General features: G+C 39.6%; 22 protein-coding genes. 11 read left to right on the forward strand and 11 right to left on the reverse strand.

Going from position 1 to position 17742, the window contains the following annotated elements; all coding sequences use genetic code 11:
- Window positions 1-5: 5 nt before the first annotated feature.
- The 5 genes from iscA to K1T76_RS06450 form a co-directional block, all read right to left on the reverse strand.
- Window positions 6-326, reverse strand: coding sequence for an iron-sulfur cluster assembly protein IscA (gene iscA, locus K1T76_RS06430; RefSeq protein WP_004976650.1), 321 nt, complete (start codon window positions 324-326; stop codon window positions 6-8).
- A 36-nt stretch (window positions 327-362) separates the two neighbouring features.
- On the reverse strand, window positions 363-749 hold the full coding sequence (gene iscU, locus K1T76_RS06435; RefSeq protein ID WP_004976649.1) for a Fe-S cluster assembly scaffold IscU: 387 nt from the start codon (window positions 747-749) through the stop codon (window positions 363-365).
- A gap of 104 nt (window positions 750-853) precedes the next feature.
- Complete coding sequence (locus K1T76_RS06440; RefSeq protein WP_207973565.1) at window positions 854-2071, reverse strand: IscS subfamily cysteine desulfurase; 1218 nt, start codon at window positions 2069-2071, stop codon at window positions 854-856.
- Between the two features lies 1 nt (window position 2072).
- Window positions 2073-2546, reverse strand: coding sequence for an Rrf2 family transcriptional regulator (locus K1T76_RS06445; RefSeq protein ID WP_004976645.1), 474 nt, complete (start codon window positions 2544-2546; stop codon window positions 2073-2075).
- A gap of 123 nt (window positions 2547-2669) precedes the next feature.
- Window positions 2670-3317 carry a hypothetical protein gene (locus K1T76_RS06450; protein WP_230244753.1) on the reverse strand — a complete coding sequence of 216 codons (648 nt, stop codon included), beginning with the start codon at window positions 3315-3317 and terminating at the stop codon, window positions 2670-2672.
- Between the two features lie 197 nt (window positions 3318-3514).
- Between K1T76_RS06450 and K1T76_RS06455 the strand changes: the two genes are divergently transcribed.
- The 3 genes from K1T76_RS06455 to K1T76_RS06465 all read left to right on the forward strand — a co-directional run bounded on the left by K1T76_RS06455 (window position 3515) and on the right by K1T76_RS06465 (window position 6481).
- A complete protein-coding gene (locus K1T76_RS06455) occupies window positions 3515-3991 on the forward strand; it encodes a phasin family protein (protein WP_230244754.1) in 477 nt (158 codons plus the stop codon).
- Window positions 3992-4205: 214 nt separating this feature from the next.
- Entirely contained in the window at window positions 4206-4478 is a 273-nt protein-coding gene (locus K1T76_RS06460) for an HU family DNA-binding protein (RefSeq protein WP_004976639.1), read from the forward strand.
- A gap of 131 nt (window positions 4479-4609) precedes the next feature.
- Window positions 4610-6481, forward strand: coding sequence for a SurA N-terminal domain-containing protein (locus tag K1T76_RS06465; protein WP_230244756.1), 1872 nt, complete (start codon window positions 4610-4612; stop codon window positions 6479-6481).
- An 81-nt stretch (window positions 6482-6562) separates the two neighbouring features.
- Here K1T76_RS06465 and K1T76_RS06470 read toward each other — a convergent pair whose 3' ends face one another.
- Window positions 6563-7435: a DUF2797 domain-containing protein gene (locus K1T76_RS06470; protein WP_230244758.1), complete on the reverse strand. Its 873-nt coding sequence runs from the start codon at window positions 7433-7435 to the stop codon at window positions 6563-6565.
- 35 nt (window positions 7436-7470) lie between these two features.
- Here K1T76_RS06470 and K1T76_RS06475 point away from each other — a divergent pair, with 35 nt between their 5' ends.
- Window positions 7471-7965 carry a DUF6231 family protein gene (locus tag K1T76_RS06475; protein WP_230244760.1) on the forward strand — a complete coding sequence of 165 codons (495 nt, stop codon included), beginning with the start codon at window positions 7471-7473 and terminating at the stop codon, window positions 7963-7965.
- A 139-nt stretch (window positions 7966-8104) separates the two neighbouring features.
- The gene (locus tag K1T76_RS06480) at window positions 8105-8707 is read left to right on the forward strand and encodes a YidB family protein (RefSeq protein WP_230244762.1); all 603 of its coding nucleotides are present in this window, start codon (window positions 8105-8107) and stop codon (window positions 8705-8707) included.
- 136 nt (window positions 8708-8843) lie between these two features.
- Here the strand turns inward: K1T76_RS06480 and K1T76_RS06485 are convergent, their stop codons facing one another.
- The 5 genes from K1T76_RS06485 to K1T76_RS06505 all read right to left on the reverse strand — a co-directional run bounded on the left by K1T76_RS06485 (window position 8844) and on the right by K1T76_RS06505 (window position 13134).
- The gene (locus K1T76_RS06485) at window positions 8844-9995 is read right to left on the reverse strand and encodes a porin (protein ID WP_230244764.1); all 1152 of its coding nucleotides are present in this window, start codon (window positions 9993-9995) and stop codon (window positions 8844-8846) included.
- A 349-nt stretch (window positions 9996-10344) separates the two neighbouring features.
- Entirely contained in the window at window positions 10345-10758 is a 414-nt protein-coding gene (locus K1T76_RS06490) for an HIT family protein (RefSeq protein ID WP_230244766.1), read from the reverse strand.
- A gap of 40 nt (window positions 10759-10798) precedes the next feature.
- Entirely contained in the window at window positions 10799-11068 is a 270-nt protein-coding gene (locus K1T76_RS06495; protein WP_070154496.1) for a YARHG domain-containing protein, read from the reverse strand.
- An 85-nt stretch (window positions 11069-11153) separates the two neighbouring features.
- Window positions 11154-12026, reverse strand: a complete 873-nt coding sequence (locus K1T76_RS06500; protein ID WP_230244768.1) for an NAD(P)-dependent oxidoreductase — start codon at window positions 12024-12026, stop codon at window positions 11154-11156.
- Between the two features lie 13 nt (window positions 12027-12039).
- Window positions 12040-13134 carry an alpha/beta fold hydrolase gene (locus tag K1T76_RS06505; RefSeq protein ID WP_230244770.1) on the reverse strand — a complete coding sequence of 365 codons (1095 nt, stop codon included), beginning with the start codon at window positions 13132-13134 and terminating at the stop codon, window positions 12040-12042.
- A gap of 151 nt (window positions 13135-13285) precedes the next feature.
- Between K1T76_RS06505 and K1T76_RS06510 the strand changes: the two genes are divergently transcribed.
- From K1T76_RS06510 to K1T76_RS06535, 6 genes are all read left to right on the forward strand, one after another.
- Window positions 13286-14473, forward strand: a complete 1188-nt coding sequence (locus K1T76_RS06510) for an O-succinylhomoserine sulfhydrylase (RefSeq protein ID WP_230244772.1) — start codon at window positions 13286-13288, stop codon at window positions 14471-14473.
- 32 nt (window positions 14474-14505) lie between these two features.
- Complete coding sequence (locus K1T76_RS06515) at window positions 14506-14835, forward strand: YbaB/EbfC family nucleoid-associated protein (protein ID WP_230244774.1); 330 nt, start codon at window positions 14506-14508, stop codon at window positions 14833-14835.
- Window positions 14836-14845: 10 nt separating this feature from the next.
- Window positions 14846-15442: a recombination mediator RecR gene (recR, locus tag K1T76_RS06520; RefSeq protein ID WP_230244777.1), complete on the forward strand. Its 597-nt coding sequence runs from the start codon at window positions 14846-14848 to the stop codon at window positions 15440-15442.
- 257 nt (window positions 15443-15699) lie between these two features.
- The gene (locus K1T76_RS06525; protein ID WP_230244779.1) at window positions 15700-16842 is read left to right on the forward strand and encodes a ribonuclease D; all 1143 of its coding nucleotides are present in this window, start codon (window positions 15700-15702) and stop codon (window positions 16840-16842) included.
- Window positions 16843-17011: 169 nt separating this feature from the next.
- Window positions 17012-17320, forward strand: a complete 309-nt coding sequence (locus K1T76_RS06530; protein WP_004976615.1) for a YcgL domain-containing protein — start codon at window positions 17012-17014, stop codon at window positions 17318-17320.
- Window positions 17321-17341: 21 nt separating this feature from the next.
- A complete protein-coding gene (locus tag K1T76_RS06535; protein WP_230244781.1) occupies window positions 17342-17725 on the forward strand; it encodes a hypothetical protein in 384 nt (127 codons plus the stop codon).
- Window positions 17726-17742: the final 17 nt, after the last annotated feature.

Genomic DNA, 17742 nt, shown 5'->3' on the forward strand with positions numbered 1-17742 from the left:
TGGCGTTATACCGTGAACGATTCACCGCAGCCACATTCACCTTTTTTATTGGGGTTGTTAAACTCGAAACCTTCGTTTAAACCATTTTTGACATAGTCCATTTCCATGCCATCTAGGTAAACTAGGCTTTTCGGATCAACGAAAACTTTAACACCAAACTGTTCAAACATTTGGTCGTGCGTATCGACTTCATCTACAAATTCGAGTACATAAGCCAAACCAGAACAGCCTGAAGTTTTCACACCAACGCGAATACCTTGACCCTTACCGCGATTCTTTAAGTAATTGCTGATATGAGTTGCAGCATTTTCAGTTAAATTGATCATGAAAACTCCGTTTGTTTTTCCACAAAACTTAGCAAATTAAGCTTTGGTCTTTTTGCTGCGATAGTCTTCTACAGCAGCTTTAATTGCATCTTCTGCCAATACAGAGCAGTGTACTTTCACTGGTGGAAGGGCAAGTTCGGTAGCAATATCAATGTTCTTGATCGCTTGTGCTTCATCTAAAGTTTTACCTTTAAGCCACTCAGTAACCAAAGAACTTGAAGCAATGGCAGAACCACAACCATAAGTTTTGAAACGTGCTTCTTCAATCACGCCTTCGTCATTGACTTGAATTTGCAGACGCATTACATCGCCACATGCAGGTGCGCCCACCATACCTGTACCAACGTTTTCAGCATTTTTGTCTAAAACGCCAACATTACGAGGGTTTTCGTAATGATCAATTACTTTATCGCTATAAGCCATGTCGCTTCTCCAAACCTCGGGGTCAGCCTTAATATAAATATGGGGGTGAAATTACCTTTATCAATCTAATGGCTTCCTGTCAAAGCCATTAGATTTGGGATGAATTAGTGTTCAGTCCATTCTACTTTAGAAAGGTCAATCCCTTCTTTATACATATCCCAAAGCGGTGAAAGTTCACGTAACTTTTCGACTGCTGCTTTAGTCACAGTTAGGACATGATCAATATCTTCTTCAGTGGTGTATTTACCAAAACTGAAACGAATTGAGCTGTGTGCAAGTTCGTCTGAAAGACCTAATGCACGTAATACATAAGATGGTTCTAAGGTTGCTGAAGTACAAGCAGAACCTGAAGATACTGCAGCATCTTTAAGAGACATCATTAAAGATTCACCTTCAACAAAGTTGAAGCTGACGTTTAAGTAGTTGGCAACGTTTAGCGTTGGGTGACCATTTAGGAATACTTGTTCCATCGTGTTCAAGCCATTCCAAAGTTTGTCACGCAATACACGTAAACGGGCTTGTTCAGAAGCCAAGTTTTTGCCTGCAAGTTCAAATGCTTCGCCCATGCCTACAATTTGGTGTGTTGCAAGCGTGCCCGAACGCATGCCACGCTCATGACCACCACCGTGCATTTGTGCTTTTAAGCGTACACGTGGGCTACGGCGTACAAATAGCGCACCAATCCCTTTAGGGCCATAGATTTTGTGAGCAGAGAAGCTCATTAAATCTACTTTTAAGGTAGATAAATCAATTTCTACTTTACCTGCAGCTTGCGCAGCATCGACGTGGAAGAAGACTTTTTTAGCACGGGTAATTTCGCCAATTGCAGCGACATCGGTAATCGTACCAATTTCGTTATTCACCATCATCAATGATACTAAAATGGTGTCTGGACGAATTGCTGCTTCAACCATTTCAGGGGTAATTAAACCTGTTTGTGGTTGTGGCTCTAAGTAGGTGATTTCAAAACCTTCAGATTCAAGCTCACGGCAGGTATCTAAAATGGCTTTGTGTTCAATTTTAGAGGTAATAATGTGTTTGCCTTTAGACGCATAGAATTGCGCTACGCCTTTTAGTGCAAGGTTATCTGATTCTGTTGCACCAGAAGTCCACACGATTTCACGTGGGTCTGCTTTGATCAAGTTCGCAACTTGTTCACGTGCATATTCAACTTTTTCTTCTGCTTGCCAGCCATAAGCGTGCGAACGAGAAGCGGCATTACCGAAAGTCCCATCAAAAGTCAGGCACTCCATCATGCGTTCTGCAACTTGAGGATCTACAGGAGTGGTTGCTGCGTAGTCAAGATAAATTGGACGTTTCATGTCAAATACCTGTAACCGATAACAGAGCTGAATCAAACGGTGCTGTGTTCTGGCGAATGGCAACAGTTTGTACGTTGTCACGCGCAACTAAATCAGCAAGTGAGATTTTAGCGAGATAGTCGGCAATATGATGGGAGAGTTCCTGCCATAAGTCGTGAGTCAAACACATTGCACCATTTTGACAGTTGCCTTTATGGTCGCAACGGGTTGCATCAACAGTTTCGTTTACGGCTTCAATGATTTCTAGCACAGTGATTTCATTTGCACTACGTGCTAAATGGTAACCACCGTTAGCACCGCGAACACTAGACACTAAGCCGTGGCGCTTAAGTTTTGCGAATAACTGCTCAAGATAAGCAACAGAAATAGTTTGACGGGCTGCAATTTCAGCAAGCGTGATCGTTTGTTCAGTTGGCTGCAAAGCTAAATCAAGTAGAGCAGTCACTGCGTAGCGACCGCGAGTTGTTAAGCGCATGATTCGATACACATGATTAGACTAGATATGGGTATTGTAAGAATCCCGAGTAAATTAGTCAAGTATTTTATTATGATATCGTGCGCGAGGATTTGCGCTGTTTTTATTGATATTTTAATGCGTTTAAACGATCCATAAATTATACACTAATAACGTAATTAATAATACTGTTATTACTCCAAAGGCGATGTTAATGCGCTTTTGACGGCGTTCAATGCGACGAATACGGTTTTTATGCTGTTTAAGCTCAACTTGTAAGGTGTTGATCTTAGAGCGTTGCTCATCAATTTTGTCTAAAAGTGGAGCAATGCGCTTTTTAGAACCGATCACTTCTTGTTCTTGAGGTGCTTCTTTTAGCCATTGTTTCCAGTCAGCCAAAACTTTGGGTGCACTAAAATGCAAAATTAGATCACGAAACTCATCTTTAAGAGTAATGTCGCCATCTATACGCATGTGTTTAATACTGCGACGATTACCTAAAATAAAGATTTTGAATAAATCCATGAGTGTGGTGCGCACATCCAAATCGACAGCTTGTTCAGGTGCTTTGCTGTCAAATAAGATGCCGTTTGGATTGAATTCGACGTAAATGTCGAAATAAGGAATATAGCTATTAATTTTAATGGTGATTTTCTGGTCGACAAACTTTTTAGCCTGCAAAGCGACCACACGATCATGTTTCAGAATAAAGCTAAAAATTGTTTCCAGCACAATCATGAGCATGGTCAGCAACAAATGTGGATTATTTTGTCTTTGTTGCGAATCACTCATAAAATCAAGTCCCTAAATTTAAAGTTGAATTCCTTGGTTTGCACTTCGTAGTGAATACATCTTTTAAGAAGCACAGCGAATAATCTTGCTTTGTAGAACAGTTTAGCAAAACGATCAAGTATTTAATTTGCTATTATGAAGGCATTTTGTAGGTTTATTTCATTTATGTGCGCATAAAATAAGCAGGAGAGAGGTTCATGGAAAAAACGACAGATAGCGTGGAAGAGCATTTGGTTGAACCGGAAACTACATTGAAAAATAAAGATAAATTACGCTCAGGACGTAAATCATCACTCGATTTTCGTAAATATACCAAGCAAATTTGGCTGGCAGGTTTAGGTGCATTTTCACGCGCAGAAGAAGAAGGCAATAAGTTGTTTGACTCTCTGGTCAAAGTGGGTGAGGAATTAGAATCCAAAACTACAGAAATAGCCGATCAAACTGTTGAAAAGGTTTCAGAAAAAGCCAAGGAATCGGTGATAGACACCAAAGATAAGGTCGAGCGTCTTATTGACCATAGTGTAAATCATTCTTTAAATAGAATTGGCTTAGTAACAGCAAAAGATCTTCAACATTTAGAGCATTTAGTATTACAATTACATGCCAAAGTTGATGCCTTGATTGAAGAAAATAAACAATTAAAAGAAGATGTTGCAAAAAGTAAACGTGTCTAGCCTAGATTTAGAAACATGCAGATGTGGATGAGAGGCGGGTTTTAGACTAATTGTCAATAGTATCTTATGCTCCATCGTTTTTTACCATTTATTTTGCATAAAAGCGTACAGGGAGTATTGCTTTTACCCTCAAAGCATTGCTATAAAGGCGTTACGGTAATTTAAATTAAATCTCTGGACCTTAAATAAACGATATTAAGAGGACGTAATCTTCATGAATAAATCAGAATTAATCGATGCAATTGCAGAGAAAGGGGGGTTGTCTAAGACTGATGCAGGTAAGGCCTTAGACGCAACAATTGCTTCTATTACTGAAGCGCTTAAAGCGGGTGATACTGTAACCCTCGTTGGTTTTGGTACATTTAATGTGAAAGAGCGTGCTGCTCGCACAGGTCGTAACCCACAAACAGGTGCTACACTTGAAATTAAAGCAAGCAAAGTACCAAGCTTTAAAGCGGGTAAAGGTTTAAAAGATTCAGTAGCATAATCTTTTAAAATGCCAAGAAAGCGCGCCAATTGGCGCGTTTTTTATTAATAATGTCAATAAAAGGCGTCAACGCATTCATTCGCTGAGGGTTTTCAGTTAAAATCTTCCGCAAATAAAATATTGGAATACTTATGGAATCTTTTCGTAAAGTTATTAAGGGTTGGTTGGGCAAAGTTTTGCTCGTTTTATTCTTGACCCCTTTAGCACTTGTAGGTATTGAAGGATATTTTAGTGGAGGTCAGTCTGAAGACACTGTACAAACGGTCAATGGTCAGCAAATTTCAAAACAAGAACTAGATAATTTGACCAATTCGTTGAAAGAACAATACTTGGCTTATACCAATGGTGATGAAACACTATTGAATCTAAATTATATTCAAAACAAAGCTAAAGATACTTTGGTTGCACGTACCTTGTTATTACAACAAGCAGAGAAATTAGGGATTTCTTTGAGCGATGCACAAATTGAACAAATGATTGCACAACAACCGAATTTCCAACAAGATGGCAAGTTTTCTGAAAGCTTGTATGCCAACTATCTGCAATCTGTAGGCATGACCAATCAGGCGCTTGTGGCAAGTTTACGTCAAGACCATGCGTTAAAAATGCTCAGTGCTAGCTTTACCGATTATGCTTTAGTTAGCCCATCTGATATTCAGCAAATTGCCAACTTACAAACCCAGCAACGTACTTTGCATTTATCTAGCATCAAGTTAGATAACTACAAGAAAAATATCACTACAAATGCGCAAGAAATTGCAGCCTATTACGAACAGCATGCGAATGACTTTAAACAGGTAGCCAGTGTTGATGTCGATTTTATTGTGGTGACTCCAGCGAATATTGCACCTGCAAATGCGACTGTCACTGAAGCAGAGTTACAACAGGCGTATCAAAAGTTTGTCGAAACTCAAAAAGGTGCTGCTGTACCTACAGTGAAACATATTTTAATCACCACGGATGCACGTGATGATGCCGCAGCAAAAAAACTTGCAGAGCAAGCGGTTGCTGAAATTAAGCAAGGTACAAGATTTGCTGCAGCTGCGCAAAAGTATTCGGACGATCCTGAGTCTAAAGCCAAAGGTGGTGTGGTTGCAGGTTATGAAATAGGTGTATTTGGTGATGCTTTTGATAAAGCCGTGGGTAGCTTAAAATCTGGAGAAGTATCACAGCCTATCAAAACTCAATATGGTTATCACGTAATTCAAACAGAAGGTGCTACGGTTCAGGTGCCTGCGTTTGAAACTCAAAAACCACGTTTAACGGCGGAATTGCAAAAAACCAAAACTGAAAATGCGTATACCGATACCATCAACAGCTTAAATGAATTGGTGGTGAGTAGTGATGCTTTAGATGTGGTAGCGGAAGAAGTGAAAACAGCCAAAGTCGAATCGATCACTGGTTTAACTTTAGCGTCACAGCATCCTGTTTTAAGTCAGCCAACTGTCAAAGTTAAATTGTTTAATGATGATGTGAAAAATGGCGACCGTAACGCATCTAGTAATATTACTTTAGCGAATGGTGATGTGGTATGGGTTAAAGTGCGTAATTACCATGCTGCAGGTGTGCAAACTTTGGAAGAGGCAACACCACGCGTAAAAGCTAAATTGATTGAGAAAAAAGCCTTTGATGCAGCCAAAAAAGATATTCAAGCCACATTGGATGCCTTTAAAACTCAGCCTGCAGCGACCGTTTTGGCCAAAAACCAAATCCGTTTTGAAAATGCAGGCACATTCACCCGTGCAGATGGTTTGTTAAAGCGCGAAATTGAACGTGCTGCTTTTAGTGTACTTGCACCTAAGCAAGGCATGTGGTCAGTGACTACAGCATCTTTACCGAATGAACTGGTTGTGGTTGCTGTTTCAAATGTAAACGATACCACATCAAATGCATTAACTGCGGAGCAACTAAAAGAGTTAGCAAAGTTATATCAACAATTGCGTGCTCAGCAGGAGTTGGATGACTATACGCAATATTTGAAATCGAAAGCGAAAATCAAATAAGTGCTGAACATCTACAAAAAAACCAGCAAATTTGCTGGTTTTTTTGTGCTTGTGAAAGCGTTGACTAAGAATATTTGTGGCTCATTCAGCGCGGATTTTTAATTCATAACCTGTGTATTTGCGAATGTTAATCACGCCAGTATCTAATATGAGATATTGTCCTTTAATACCTTGTAACTTACCGCGAATAATTGGGGTTTTATCCAAATTATGCGATTTGATCTTTTCAGGATATTGCACTACAGGATAGACAAACTCACGTGGTGGCTCTTGATCTAACAATTCAACGGTTTCATTGAATTCTAAGTTTTGACTAAATTCATCACGAATAGTTTGAATTTTAGGTGCAAACTCTTCAATGAGCTGTTCGCGCACTTCAATTAAGTTCAAAGGTGCTGCTTCACCTTTAAGCAGTTTACGCCAGTCCGTTTTATCTGCCACTTGTGAACCAAACATGATTTCGAGTTGCCCAGATAAACGGCGTGAACCAACTTTCATAATTGGCAAGGCTTGGGTTGCACCCTGATCTAACCAACGTGTTGGCATTTGACCTAAACGGGTGATTCCCACTTTTAAGGCACTTGAATTGGCTAAATATACGATGTGCGGTTGAAAGCAAACTTCTTGAGCAAAACTATCTTCACGACAGGTACCTAAATGATAGTGACAAGTTTCAGGCTTCATAATGCACATATCACAAGATGCTTTAGTTTTAAAACACTTAAAGCAATGTCCTTGCGAATAGGATTTTGGCGTTTTAACGCCACAAGAAATACAATAAATATTGCTAGTCCATTCCAGTTCAAGTTCTTGCCCAAGCTGAAAAGGCAGATCAATTTCTGAACGGTCTAGAATAAATTTATATTCAACATTTGCCTTGTGTACCTGTTCATCAGTTACACTATGGTCCTTAAGACCTGCGTGCATTTTATGGCAAATGCCTTGTAGTTCCATAAGAATACTCTCTCAAAAAATAAAGGAATGCAGTGATGGCTGAAATGCGTTTAATTCAAGCATTGATTGATGATTTGTCTCAACAACAGCCAATTTCGACTGCATTGTGTATAGGGCAAAATATTGAAGCAAGCCCGAAGCATAACAATCAAGCGGTTGATGAGCAGCCAACTATCAAATGGCAGTATTTTAGCGCATTGGCATTTTTAAATCTGCCTTTTACCCAACGTTTTGATTTGGCAGTTGTATTTTTGGATGCTTCAGATTTTGCTTCGCAGACGCCGCAACACACCTCGCAAATTTTGGTGAAGCTACGTGACTTATTGGCAAAGCGTATTGTGGTGGTTGCTACGCGTGAAGATGAGCAATTGCTTAGAGCGCTTGGTTTTACGCAATTGATTGAACATCGCTTTGAGGAACATCATTTATGCTTATGGCAATTTAATATTTTGACTTATAAGCACGTGCCTGATTGGTTTAACGCTAAGTTTTGGGCAAATCCTGAAAATTGGGATAAATTCCGTTGGTAAGTGCAGGATTAAACTAAAAAAACACTATAATGTTAAATGCTTAACATAAATTTAGGATATTGCAAAATTTAACAATTTCAAGCGCGAAATTCAGTCAAAACTTCGTATGCTTTCATAAGGGCATTATGAGGAAAATAAAATGACCAATTTAAGTAATATTGTTGAAATTTTAGCAAAGCAGGCATTGGGCGCGAAACAGCAATCTAATCAATCTCAAGGAGGATTGGACGGTATTTTAGGCTCGGTTTTGGGGCAACTTGGTGGCAATAACCAACAATCTGCACAAGGCGGCTTGGGTGGTATTTTGGGTTCTGTACTAGGTCAGTTGAGTGGGCAACAACAGCGTTCTGCTGCGGGTGCTTCAGGTACACAAAGTTTATTGATTGCAGTTTTGCCTTTGGTGTTGGCATGGATTCAAAAACAGGGTGGGTTGCAAGGTGCTTTGGATAAACTGAAAGGACAGGGCTTAACCAGTCAGGTGGATGATTGGGTGTCTACAGGGCCAGGTGAAAATGCACATGTAGGTGCTGAACAAGTACAAAGTTTATTTGATGATGCCGATGTAGAGCAGGTTGCGCAGCAGACTCAGGCGCCAAAGCAAGATATTTATAATGCGATTTCTGCAGTATTGCCGCAAATTATTGATTCATTGACACCACAAGGTGAGCAAACCAATAAGCAAGAAGCCAATGACGATATTCAGCAAGTGATGAATTTAGTGTCTGGGTTTTTAAAACGTTAATATTGAAAAATTCAGCTTGGTAAAACTGACTTGAATAAACAAAGCCAGCACATTTGCTGGCTTTTTTTATTTGGTTTTTTAAGCATACAAAAAAACACGCCGAAGCGTGTTTTTTATGTTTTAAGTGTGGTTAGACTTAGAAGTCGTAACGGAAACCTAAAGAAAGAGCAGTAGCATTTTCATCATCTACGCCACTTACGCTATTTGAACGAGCTTCTTTCCATGGTACTAGGTTCGAATTCTTATCATTTAGCATAGTTGCAAGGTTTGCATATACACGTACAGCCTTATCTAAACGATGTTCAACACCAACTGCTAAAAGTGTAGAGTTTGCATCATCGGTGTCAACGTCACGTTGGAAGACTTGACCACGTACATAAGTCTTCGGCGCAACTTTATAGTCAGCTGCCACACCAAAGACTTGTGCATCTGGGTTTGCTTTATCATCATCATGTGTTAGATATTGATATAGCGCACCTAAATTAAACTCAGGTGTGATTTTGTATGCAGCGGCAATACGGAAACCATCACGTTCACCACGACCAGCATCTTCTTCGTAGTGCTCATAAGCAGCAGCAAAATCGACTTTGCCTTCTTTATAAGTTAAAGCTAAGTCGTAAGCTTTATCTTTTTTAGAGTCACCTTTTTCAGCAATTGTTGTTGTAGTGCCTGGTACTGTAATAACTTGTTTATTACCGTTTACATCTTCAACAGTGATTGTTTTTGTTGAGGTTTTACTTACTTTAGAAGGATAACCAGCACTATTACCTTCATGTAAAGAAAGTGCAGCTAGAACATTAAAACCGCCACCAAATTTAGGTGATTTATATTCAATTGAGTTAGCATTACGCTCATCAAAACGTAAGTTACCAGCACGAGTTACGTTACGGATGTCACCAACTTGGTCACCAAAGAAGTTGACTGGACCACGTGCAGCTTTAAATGGGCTGTCAAAACGACCTACACGCGCTTGACCGAAGTCACCTTTTAAACCTACAAAAGTATCACGAGTAGCAAACTCTAAATCATCATTTGCAGAACCGCTAGCAAAGTTAATTTCTTGCTCGATTTGACCAAAAACAGTCATGCCATTTTCTAATTTTTGTTCAGCTTTGAAGCCTAAACGAGAAGCGTTTGAAGATAGTCCAACTTCGTTGTAGTCTGCACCATCATCAAGATAGTCTAAAGATACGTGTGCACGACCATAAACTTTAACATCAGCAGCCATAGTTAATGCTGGTGTTAAGAAGGTTGCCCCAACTGCTAATGCGCAAAGCGTTTTTTTCATGTGTAGCTCCAATACAGACTATTTTTTAGTCCTAAACATTGTTCAGAAGTAGGGTTGATCTACCGCTGTTCTCTATTGGTGCTAAGTATTCCTTACAAATGCGACAGTAATATTAAGGAAATATTTCTAAATTATTAAAAAGAACAAATTAGATCAAAAACTTACTTTTATTCGCATTTTTTAAATGACTGAGTTTTAAATTTTAAAAAAATATATGAAATGAATAACTTAATTGCAAGCAGACTTACATGCTATTGTCATAAACTGCTTGAAAAAATGCAGGGCTAAAGCTTGAGATGAAAAAATGGAGCAGCTGCTCCATTCATTTTGTATGACATTTTTGAAATTTTTAAAGCGCTGCTTTAATTTTTTTTGCTTGGGCTTTAATTTTTTCTTGGTCGCCCATTTGTGCAGCATGTTTCCCAAGTTGATGAACTGAGGTTGGAATTAAATGAAAATGCACGTGGGGGACAGTTTGACCTGCACTTGCACCAGACAATTGCATCAACACGATACCATCTACATCCAAAGCTTGCTGCATAGCTTTCGCAATTTTTTGCACAATTTGAATAGTATAAGCCGCTGCATCTGCAGGTAAATCCAATAATGTTACTGCAGGCGTCTTAGGAATCACTAGAGTGTGACCATCAGCTTGCGGCATGATGTCCATAAACGCAAGCACTTGGTCATCTTCATATACTTTAATTGCAGGAAGTTCACCACGTAGAATTCTTGCAAAAATATTTTGATCATCGTAAGCCATTATGATTCCTTAAATTCAGCCTATGCTATTTTCAGAACGATTATTTACAGTTCAGTTCTTTTTGACGTGCTTTGATTGTGTCAAGACGTTGTTGTTCTTTTTCAGAGAACTTTGGCTTTGTTGTATAGCAGTTGTCATTACCAAAACGGGCTTTAGCTTCAGGATCTTTAAAACAGAAGCCTTTTGATGCGTAAATCACATCATGGTCATTTTTAAGTTTTTGACATTCTTGTTCAGATGCAAAAGCAGTTGAACTTGCCCCAATTAAAGTTGCAAGGCTTGCAAATACGGCAATGCTAAACTTGTTCATAAGAGTTTCCTCTATTTAATGATGATGTGACTAGCCACTTAATACACATTATTGGGATTATAGCTGTATATTCAATGGCGAGTTCTTACTCTAGGGTAATCTTACTCCATAATTCATACATTTTCACGACAGTGGAAAAGTCACTGTCTTTTTCGGAGTTTAAATTTGCTGCTTGAATTAGACTTTGGGTTAAAGCCAGTACAGGTGCAGGCAAAGCTGCTTCACGTACTAAATCTAATGCAATGCCTGTATCTTTAGCTAATAAAGGTAGAGCAAAAGTATTTGGAAAAGCACGGTTCAGTACTCGCTGGGGCAAAATCATTTCCGTTACTGCACTTTTGCCGCTCGAAGCATTAATACATTGCAAGGCCTGATTTAAGTTTACGCCATGTGCTTTTAAGGCGGTAAAACCTTCAGCTGCAGCACATAAACTCACAGCCATTAACATATTGTTGACTGCTTTTACTGCAAAGCCTGCACCAGGTTCACCTACATGTTGAATCACTTTACCAAAAGCCTGAATTGCAGGTAGCGCTTTTTCGAAAGCAGTTGCTTTACCACCAATCATGACTGTTAATGTTGCATTTTCTGCCCCAATGGTTTGCCCACTCACAGGCGCATCTAAAAAGTCGACCTGTTGCGATTCAAGTTGTTGTACCATTTTTCTTGCACTTTCGGGTACGCCACTGGTGCAATCGACCCAGACTGCACCTGCTTTCAGCTGAACTTGTGCAATAAGTTTTTCAACTACGGCACTGGTGGGTAAGCAAGAAAAAATAATGTCTGCTTGAGCCGCTTGAGCCAATTCAACCGCTTGTGTGCCATATTCAGCAGCATGTTGCTCGGCTTTGGCAAAGTTACGATTCCAGACATAGACCGTATCAAAATGTTTGGGTAAATGCGCTGCCATGCGGTAGCCCATTGCGCCTAAGCCAATAAATGCAACTGATTGAATCATGTTCTTGCTCTCTTTATGCGATTTTGCTAGATCGTTGTTCTAACCATGTGGTCAGTTTAGGCCAGAATTCATTGGCACTTTTTTGACTGGACATTAAACCTAAATGTCCACCTGGAATGAGAGTAAACGTGACATCGCTACTACTTGTCAATTCACATAAAGGTTGAGCAGCTTCGGCCGTGACAATTTGATCGCTATCACCTGCACCAACCAAAAGTGAACAATTAATATTTTCAAGCTTAATGGTATGTTGATTCAGTTGAATAGCGCCTTGTTTGAGCGGATTTTGCAGCCACACATTTAACATCATGTCTTGATTAATCCCACCAGGATAATCAATCATATTATTTAAAAAATTGGCTAAAGTGGCATTTTCATGCAAGGTTTGTAAGTCGTGCAGATTCGAGAGCATCTGTTTATTGCTTTCAAGCCATGCTCTAGGGTCTAAAATCTTAAAACCAATCGCATTGATTAAACCTGGTGTATGAATAAAATGCTTGGGAATTTTTCCTGAATAAAAGGCGTGTTGTAATTTAGGGTATTTAGAAATCAGCTGATTGGTCGATTGAAAGAGTTTACCAACTCGCCCCGAAGCATGACTATCTACAGGACTACCCAAAACCATCAAGTTTTTAATATGTGCGGGTTGCTGATCTGCCACGTACAACATGGCAAATACCCCCGCCATACTCCAACCATGAAGTGAAATTTGTTCGACTTTGGCGTGTTGTAAAATGAGTTGAATACAATTAGGGATTGCATCCTGAATAAAAGCCATAAAATTTAAATGACAATGTTGATAGGTCAATTGTCCCCAATCAACCAAATACACATCAAAACCGCTATGCTGAAAATGTTTCACTAAAGAGCGATAAGGATATAAGTCATAAATCGACATGGTAATTGCTAAAGGCGCAACAAAAACCAGCGGCTCTTTATATTGCTTATCTGGCGAAGCGTAATAGCGAATCTGCGCATACTTATAACGTGCCACGATGTCGTATGGCGTGGTCTGAGATAAGATCAAATCACGGCTTTTAAATAAGCGAGTGCTGAGGTTTTTAAGCTTTTTTCGGTGCGGATTAAATTTTCTTTGTAGCTGATTCATGAGGTGTTCCATCACACGTGGCGCCGATTTGAATGAAGTCTAAGCGATATTTATACATTTTACCTTGACCTTAAATGCGCTTGGCGCTCAAAATGTTGGCAATTATTTAACAAACAGGTCTTAGGACTAAGTTTAGGGCTGAGCAGTAAAGATGAGTCAACACGACGACATTGAATATCAATTAGATACTTTGGCAATTCGTACCGGACACAACCGTACAATTGAAGGCGAACACAGTGAGCCAATTTTCCTGACTTCATCATTTGTTTGTGAAAATGCTGCCGATGCAGCTGCAAAATTCTCAGGTGAAATTGAAGGCAATACCTATTCACGTTATACCAATCCAACTGTACAGGCTTTTGAAAAACGCTTGGCAGTATTAGATGGTGCAGAACGTGCGGTTGCGACAAGTTCGGGTATGGCGGCCGTTCATGCGATCACTTTGGCTTATCTTAAAGCGGGTGATCATGTAGTCTGTTCACGTGCTGTATTTGGCTCGATCATTTCACTATTTGAAAAATACGTGATGAAGTTTGGTGTCGATGTCACTTTTGTTGATTTAGAAGATTTAGACAGCTGGAAACAAGCCATTCGTCCAAACACACGTCTTTTATTTATTGAAACGCCATCGAATCCATTGGCACAAGTAGGCGATTTACAAGCCATTGCCGATATTGCACATGCAAATAATGCTTTATTTGCAGTTGATAACACCTTCTGTACCCCAGTTTTACAACAACCAATTAAATTTGGTGCTGACCTAATTATCTACTCATCGACCAAATATATTGATGGGCAGGGACGTGCTTTAGGCGGCGCTGTGGTGGGCAAAGATAAACTGGTTGAAGAAATCAACGGTGTGATTCGTACTTTGGGTAACTCATTAAGTCCATTTAACGCATGGATTTTCTTAAAAGGTTTAGAAACTTTAAGCCTGCGGATGAAAGCACATTGCGCTAGCGCACAAAAACTTGCCGAGTGGCTAGATGCACATCCAAAAGTTGAAAAAGTGTATTATGCAGGCTTGCCGCATCACGCAGGGCATGAGTTGGCGAAAAAACAACAGTCTGGCTTTGGTGGTGTTGTATCGTTTGTGGTGAAAGGTGAGCGTCAAGGCGCGTGGACCGTGATTGACAACACGCGCTTCCTGTCTATCACCAGTAACTTGGGGGATGTAAAGTCAACCATTACCCATCCTGCCACAACATCTCATGGCAGAATGACCGCAGAAGCCAAACAAGCAGCAGGTATTAGTGAAGGTTTAATTCGTGTTTCTGTTGGCTTGGAAGTTATTGATGATATTATTCGCGACATCGAGCGCGGTTTAGACCTCATTTAAAACTAAATAGATCAATTGTTCGGAGATTTTTTATGAACATTAATATGTTGATGCAGCAAGCGCAGCGTATGCAAAAAGAAGTGGAAAACAACATTAAAAAAGCCAAAGAAGAACTTGCGCAAACTGAAGTGCATGCAGAAGCGGGTGGTGGTTTAGTGAAAGTGACCATGACTTGCCGTAATGTGGTAAAACGCATTGAAATTAATCCTGAATTATTGCAAGACGATGCAGACATGATTGAAGATTTGATTGCCGCTGCAATGAATGATGCCGCTCGTCAAGCCGAAGTGATTTCTGAAGAAAAAATGAAGTCTGCGAACTCAGGTATGGGCTTGCCACCGGGCTTGGCAGGTTTATTCTAAGGAACGGCGTATGTTTAGTGATCGTTTTGATCAACTGGTACAAGCGCTACGCATTTTGCCAAGTGTTGGGCCAAAATCGGCTCAACGCATGGCATTGCACCTGATCATGAAAAATAGAGAAGGTGCAGTCGGTTTGGCTCATGCTTTGAACGAAGCCACGAGTTATATTCACGAATGTTCAATTTGTCATTCATTAACCGAAGATGAAGTCTGCAATATTTGCGCCTCACATGACCGTGATGCACACTTGCTTTGCGTGGTGGAATCTCCAGCCGATGTCATGGCGATTGAACAAAGTGGAAGTTTCCGTGGTAAATACCATGTTTTAGGTGGGCACTTATCACCTTTAGATGGCATTGGGCCTGACGAAATTGGTATTCCGTATTTGGTTCAGCGTTTAAGCGATGGCAACATTACTGAAGTCATTTTGGCGACCAATGCGACTGTAGAAGGTCAGGCGACAGCACACTATTTGGTCGAAGCGACTACACATTTGCCTGTACAGATGACTCGTATTGCGCAAGGTGTGCCTCAAGGGGGCGAACTTGAATATGTCGATAGTCATACTTTAAGTCAGGCGGTGCATAATCGGATGCGAATGAAATAAGCATTTAGGTGCTTATTTCCTATGATTTATGTGAGTATTATGTTGATGGCCATCTGATCAATCATTCATAGAAAGTAAGACCTGCATTCAAAGGCAAAAAAATCAAATTAAGATAAAAAAACGATAAAAATTAAATTTTTCATGTTATCGACATCACAAATAAGATAAGCAATCAAAATACTGGACATATTTTTATAGCTAATTACTATTTAATGTTTAAAATGAAGCCCTAGCGAATCCTGTTTTACCTGCTCACTATGTTCCAATTTATTCATCAACAAAAAGACTTTGAAAATGTCTTGGCATTAATGAGCCAAAACAGCATTTACGGTTTAGACACCGAGTTTATTAAGGTTGATACTTTATGGCCAAAATTAGGCGTATTCCAGATTAATATTAATGATCAGGTTTATTTGTTAGATGGGACTTCTTTAAATTTAAGTGCATTTTGGGAAAAATTGTTTCAAGCGCAGCAAAATATTTTTCATGCCTGCGGCGAAGATATTGATTTAATTTATCATTATGCGCAGAAAAAAAACTTGAATAACGTGTTTGATACCCAAGTAGGGATGTCATTTTTAGGGCATGGTTTACAAGTCAGCTATCAAAATGCTTTAAAAACCATGCTCAATGTCGATATTGATAAAGGGCAAACCCGTTCAGACTGGCTTGCACGTCCTTTGTCCGATGAGCAGTTAAATTATGCTGCCAATGACGTGCTGTATTTAATGCAATTGGCAGATAAGGTACAAACCGACTTAAAACAAAATTATTTACTGGATTTTGCACAAGAAGATTGCCGCAATTTAACTCAGGAAATTGGTGAAGAAACACCTTTAGAGTTGTTGTATCAGGATGTGGGCAACTATCGTCATTCACGCCGTCAACTCATGCAATTGCAACAATTGGCCGTTTGGCGTGAGCAAATGGTAAAAGCCTTAAACCAACCACGTAGTTTTATTTTGCGTAATTCTACTATGCTGGACTTGGTCGAGAAAAATCCTAAAAATCAGTTCCAGCTCAGTACTATTAAAGATTTACGTGCGCATATTGTGCGTGAACATGGCAAAACTATTTTAGATTTAATTAAATATTTGCCTGATCAATCACAATGGCCATTACGTATGGCGCGACCAATTCGTCATTCTTCAAAAGAAGTGGGCGAAAATGTAGAACAGGTGATTCAACGCGCCGTACAGGAAACTCAAATTCCAAAAGAAGTTTTGCTGCGTAAAAAATGGCTCAATGCGCTTTATCAGCATGTGGTATTTCATAACGATGAGCAAGATTTGCCTAACTATTTGTTAGGTTGGCGTTATGAATTACTCACCAAGCCTTTAATTGAAGTTTTACATGCCGACGAGCGTTATTTGTCTGGTCAGATGAAAGTTGCTGAATAAATCAAACCGATCCACATTTTAAATAAAGCCGTTTTTCACCTGAAAATGGATGAATTTTCACGCCATTCTTTTTTTGAGTGTAAACATAGACCAATGCGTTAATAATGGTTAATGTATCTCGGTTTTTTTTGTTGTATCCTTTGCCTGAGTTTTTAGAGTTTTGTTGTTTATGCACTGTTCAATTTATAAATCGAGCAAAAAAGATGAGATGTATTTATACATCGCCCGTCCTGAGCAAACTGAAGATCAAGCAGAAGCGTTTAACCCGCTAGAGGTTTTACCTGAGCCAATGCGAGTTGCATTTGGTCGTGCGACATTTGTAATGGATTTGCAACTGTCTGAAAGCCGTAAGTTGGCACGTGTGAATGTTTTGCATGTCATGGATTCTATTCAAACACGTGGCTTCTTTATTCAAGTGCCACCAGAAGGCTTAATTAATCCAAACGCTGTGGAACCAGAAGGTTTACGTGGTGCTTAAGCTTTATTCAGGAGTTGAGAAATGAATAGTGTGATGACTGGATTGGATTCAATTCCTGAAACTGCAATTGCTGTTTCTGTTTATTTGTTGGGGAGTGCCATTATTTTATGGTGCTGGTACCAAATTGCCAAACGCTTGCCCAATCCGTTAGGTGGTATCACTTGGATTGTGCTGTTTGCAATTTTACTTACCCCAACAGTATCAGAAGGCAGCAATGCAGCACTTGCCCCAGCCATCTTTGGACTTCTTTTTGGTGTTTTAACCAAAGAAACCCCATTGGTTTGGTCTAATTTATCTGCCATTTTATTTGTGATCGGTCTTGGCTTATTGATCGGTTATTTCTGGTCAAGATACTGTCTTAAACAAACGACTTATAAAGCCAAGAAAAATACCTCACCACTGTAACTAAAACAATTAAGGTA

Source organism: Acinetobacter sp. PW68 (assembly GCF_020982655.1).
GTDB classification, from domain to species: Bacteria; Pseudomonadota; Gammaproteobacteria; order Pseudomonadales; family Moraxellaceae; genus Acinetobacter; species Acinetobacter towneri_A.

What these genes read in the sequence shown, in the direction of transcription:
- iscA (WP_004976650.1), bottom strand. Translation starts at nt 326, where the DNA reads ATGATCAATTTAACTGAAAATGCTGCAACTCATATCAGCAATTACTTA.
- iscU (WP_004976649.1), bottom strand. Translation starts at nt 749, where the DNA reads ATGGCTTATAGCGATAAAGTAATTGATCATTACGAAAACCCTCGTAAT.
- K1T76_RS06440 (WP_207973565.1), bottom strand. Translation starts at nt 2,071, where the DNA reads ATGAAACGTCCAATTTATCTTGACTACGCAGCAACCACTCCTGTAGAT.
- K1T76_RS06445 (WP_004976645.1), bottom strand. Translation starts at nt 2,546, where the DNA reads ATGCGCTTAACAACTCGCGGTCGCTACGCAGTGACTGCTCTACTTGAT.
- K1T76_RS06450 (WP_230244753.1), bottom strand. Translation starts at nt 3,317, where the DNA reads ATGAGTGATTCGCAACAAAGACAAAATAATCCACATTTGTTGCTGACC.
- K1T76_RS06455 (WP_230244754.1), top strand. Translation starts at nt 3,515, where the DNA reads ATGGAAAAAACGACAGATAGCGTGGAAGAGCATTTGGTTGAACCGGAA.
- K1T76_RS06460 (WP_004976639.1), top strand. Translation starts at nt 4,206, where the DNA reads ATGAATAAATCAGAATTAATCGATGCAATTGCAGAGAAAGGGGGGTTG.
- K1T76_RS06465 (WP_230244756.1), top strand. Translation starts at nt 4,610, where the DNA reads ATGGAATCTTTTCGTAAAGTTATTAAGGGTTGGTTGGGCAAAGTTTTG.
- K1T76_RS06470 (WP_230244758.1), bottom strand. Translation starts at nt 7,435, where the DNA reads ATGGAACTACAAGGCATTTGCCATAAAATGCACGCAGGTCTTAAGGAC.
- K1T76_RS06475 (WP_230244760.1), top strand. Translation starts at nt 7,471, where the DNA reads ATGGCTGAAATGCGTTTAATTCAAGCATTGATTGATGATTTGTCTCAA.
- K1T76_RS06480 (WP_230244762.1), top strand. Translation starts at nt 8,105, where the DNA reads ATGACCAATTTAAGTAATATTGTTGAAATTTTAGCAAAGCAGGCATTG.
- K1T76_RS06485 (WP_230244764.1), bottom strand. Translation starts at nt 9,995, where the DNA reads ATGAAAAAAACGCTTTGCGCATTAGCAGTTGGGGCAACCTTCTTAACA.
- K1T76_RS06490 (WP_230244766.1), bottom strand. Translation starts at nt 10,758, where the DNA reads ATGGCTTACGATGATCAAAATATTTTTGCAAGAATTCTACGTGGTGAA.
- K1T76_RS06495 (WP_070154496.1), bottom strand. Translation starts at nt 11,068, where the DNA reads ATGAACAAGTTTAGCATTGCCGTATTTGCAAGCCTTGCAACTTTAATT.
- K1T76_RS06500 (WP_230244768.1), bottom strand. Translation starts at nt 12,026, where the DNA reads ATGATTCAATCAGTTGCATTTATTGGCTTAGGCGCAATGGGCTACCGC.
- K1T76_RS06505 (WP_230244770.1), bottom strand. Translation starts at nt 13,134, where the DNA reads ATGAATCAGCTACAAAGAAAATTTAATCCGCACCGAAAAAAGCTTAAA.
- K1T76_RS06510 (WP_230244772.1), top strand. Translation starts at nt 13,286, where the DNA reads ATGAGTCAACACGACGACATTGAATATCAATTAGATACTTTGGCAATT.
- K1T76_RS06515 (WP_230244774.1), top strand. Translation starts at nt 14,506, where the DNA reads ATGAACATTAATATGTTGATGCAGCAAGCGCAGCGTATGCAAAAAGAA.
- recR (WP_230244777.1), top strand. Translation starts at nt 14,846, where the DNA reads ATGTTTAGTGATCGTTTTGATCAACTGGTACAAGCGCTACGCATTTTG.
- K1T76_RS06525 (WP_230244779.1), top strand. Translation starts at nt 15,700, where the DNA reads ATGTTCCAATTTATTCATCAACAAAAAGACTTTGAAAATGTCTTGGCA.
- K1T76_RS06530 (WP_004976615.1), top strand. Translation starts at nt 17,012, where the DNA reads ATGCACTGTTCAATTTATAAATCGAGCAAAAAAGATGAGATGTATTTA.
- K1T76_RS06535 (WP_230244781.1), top strand. Translation starts at nt 17,342, where the DNA reads ATGAATAGTGTGATGACTGGATTGGATTCAATTCCTGAAACTGCAATT.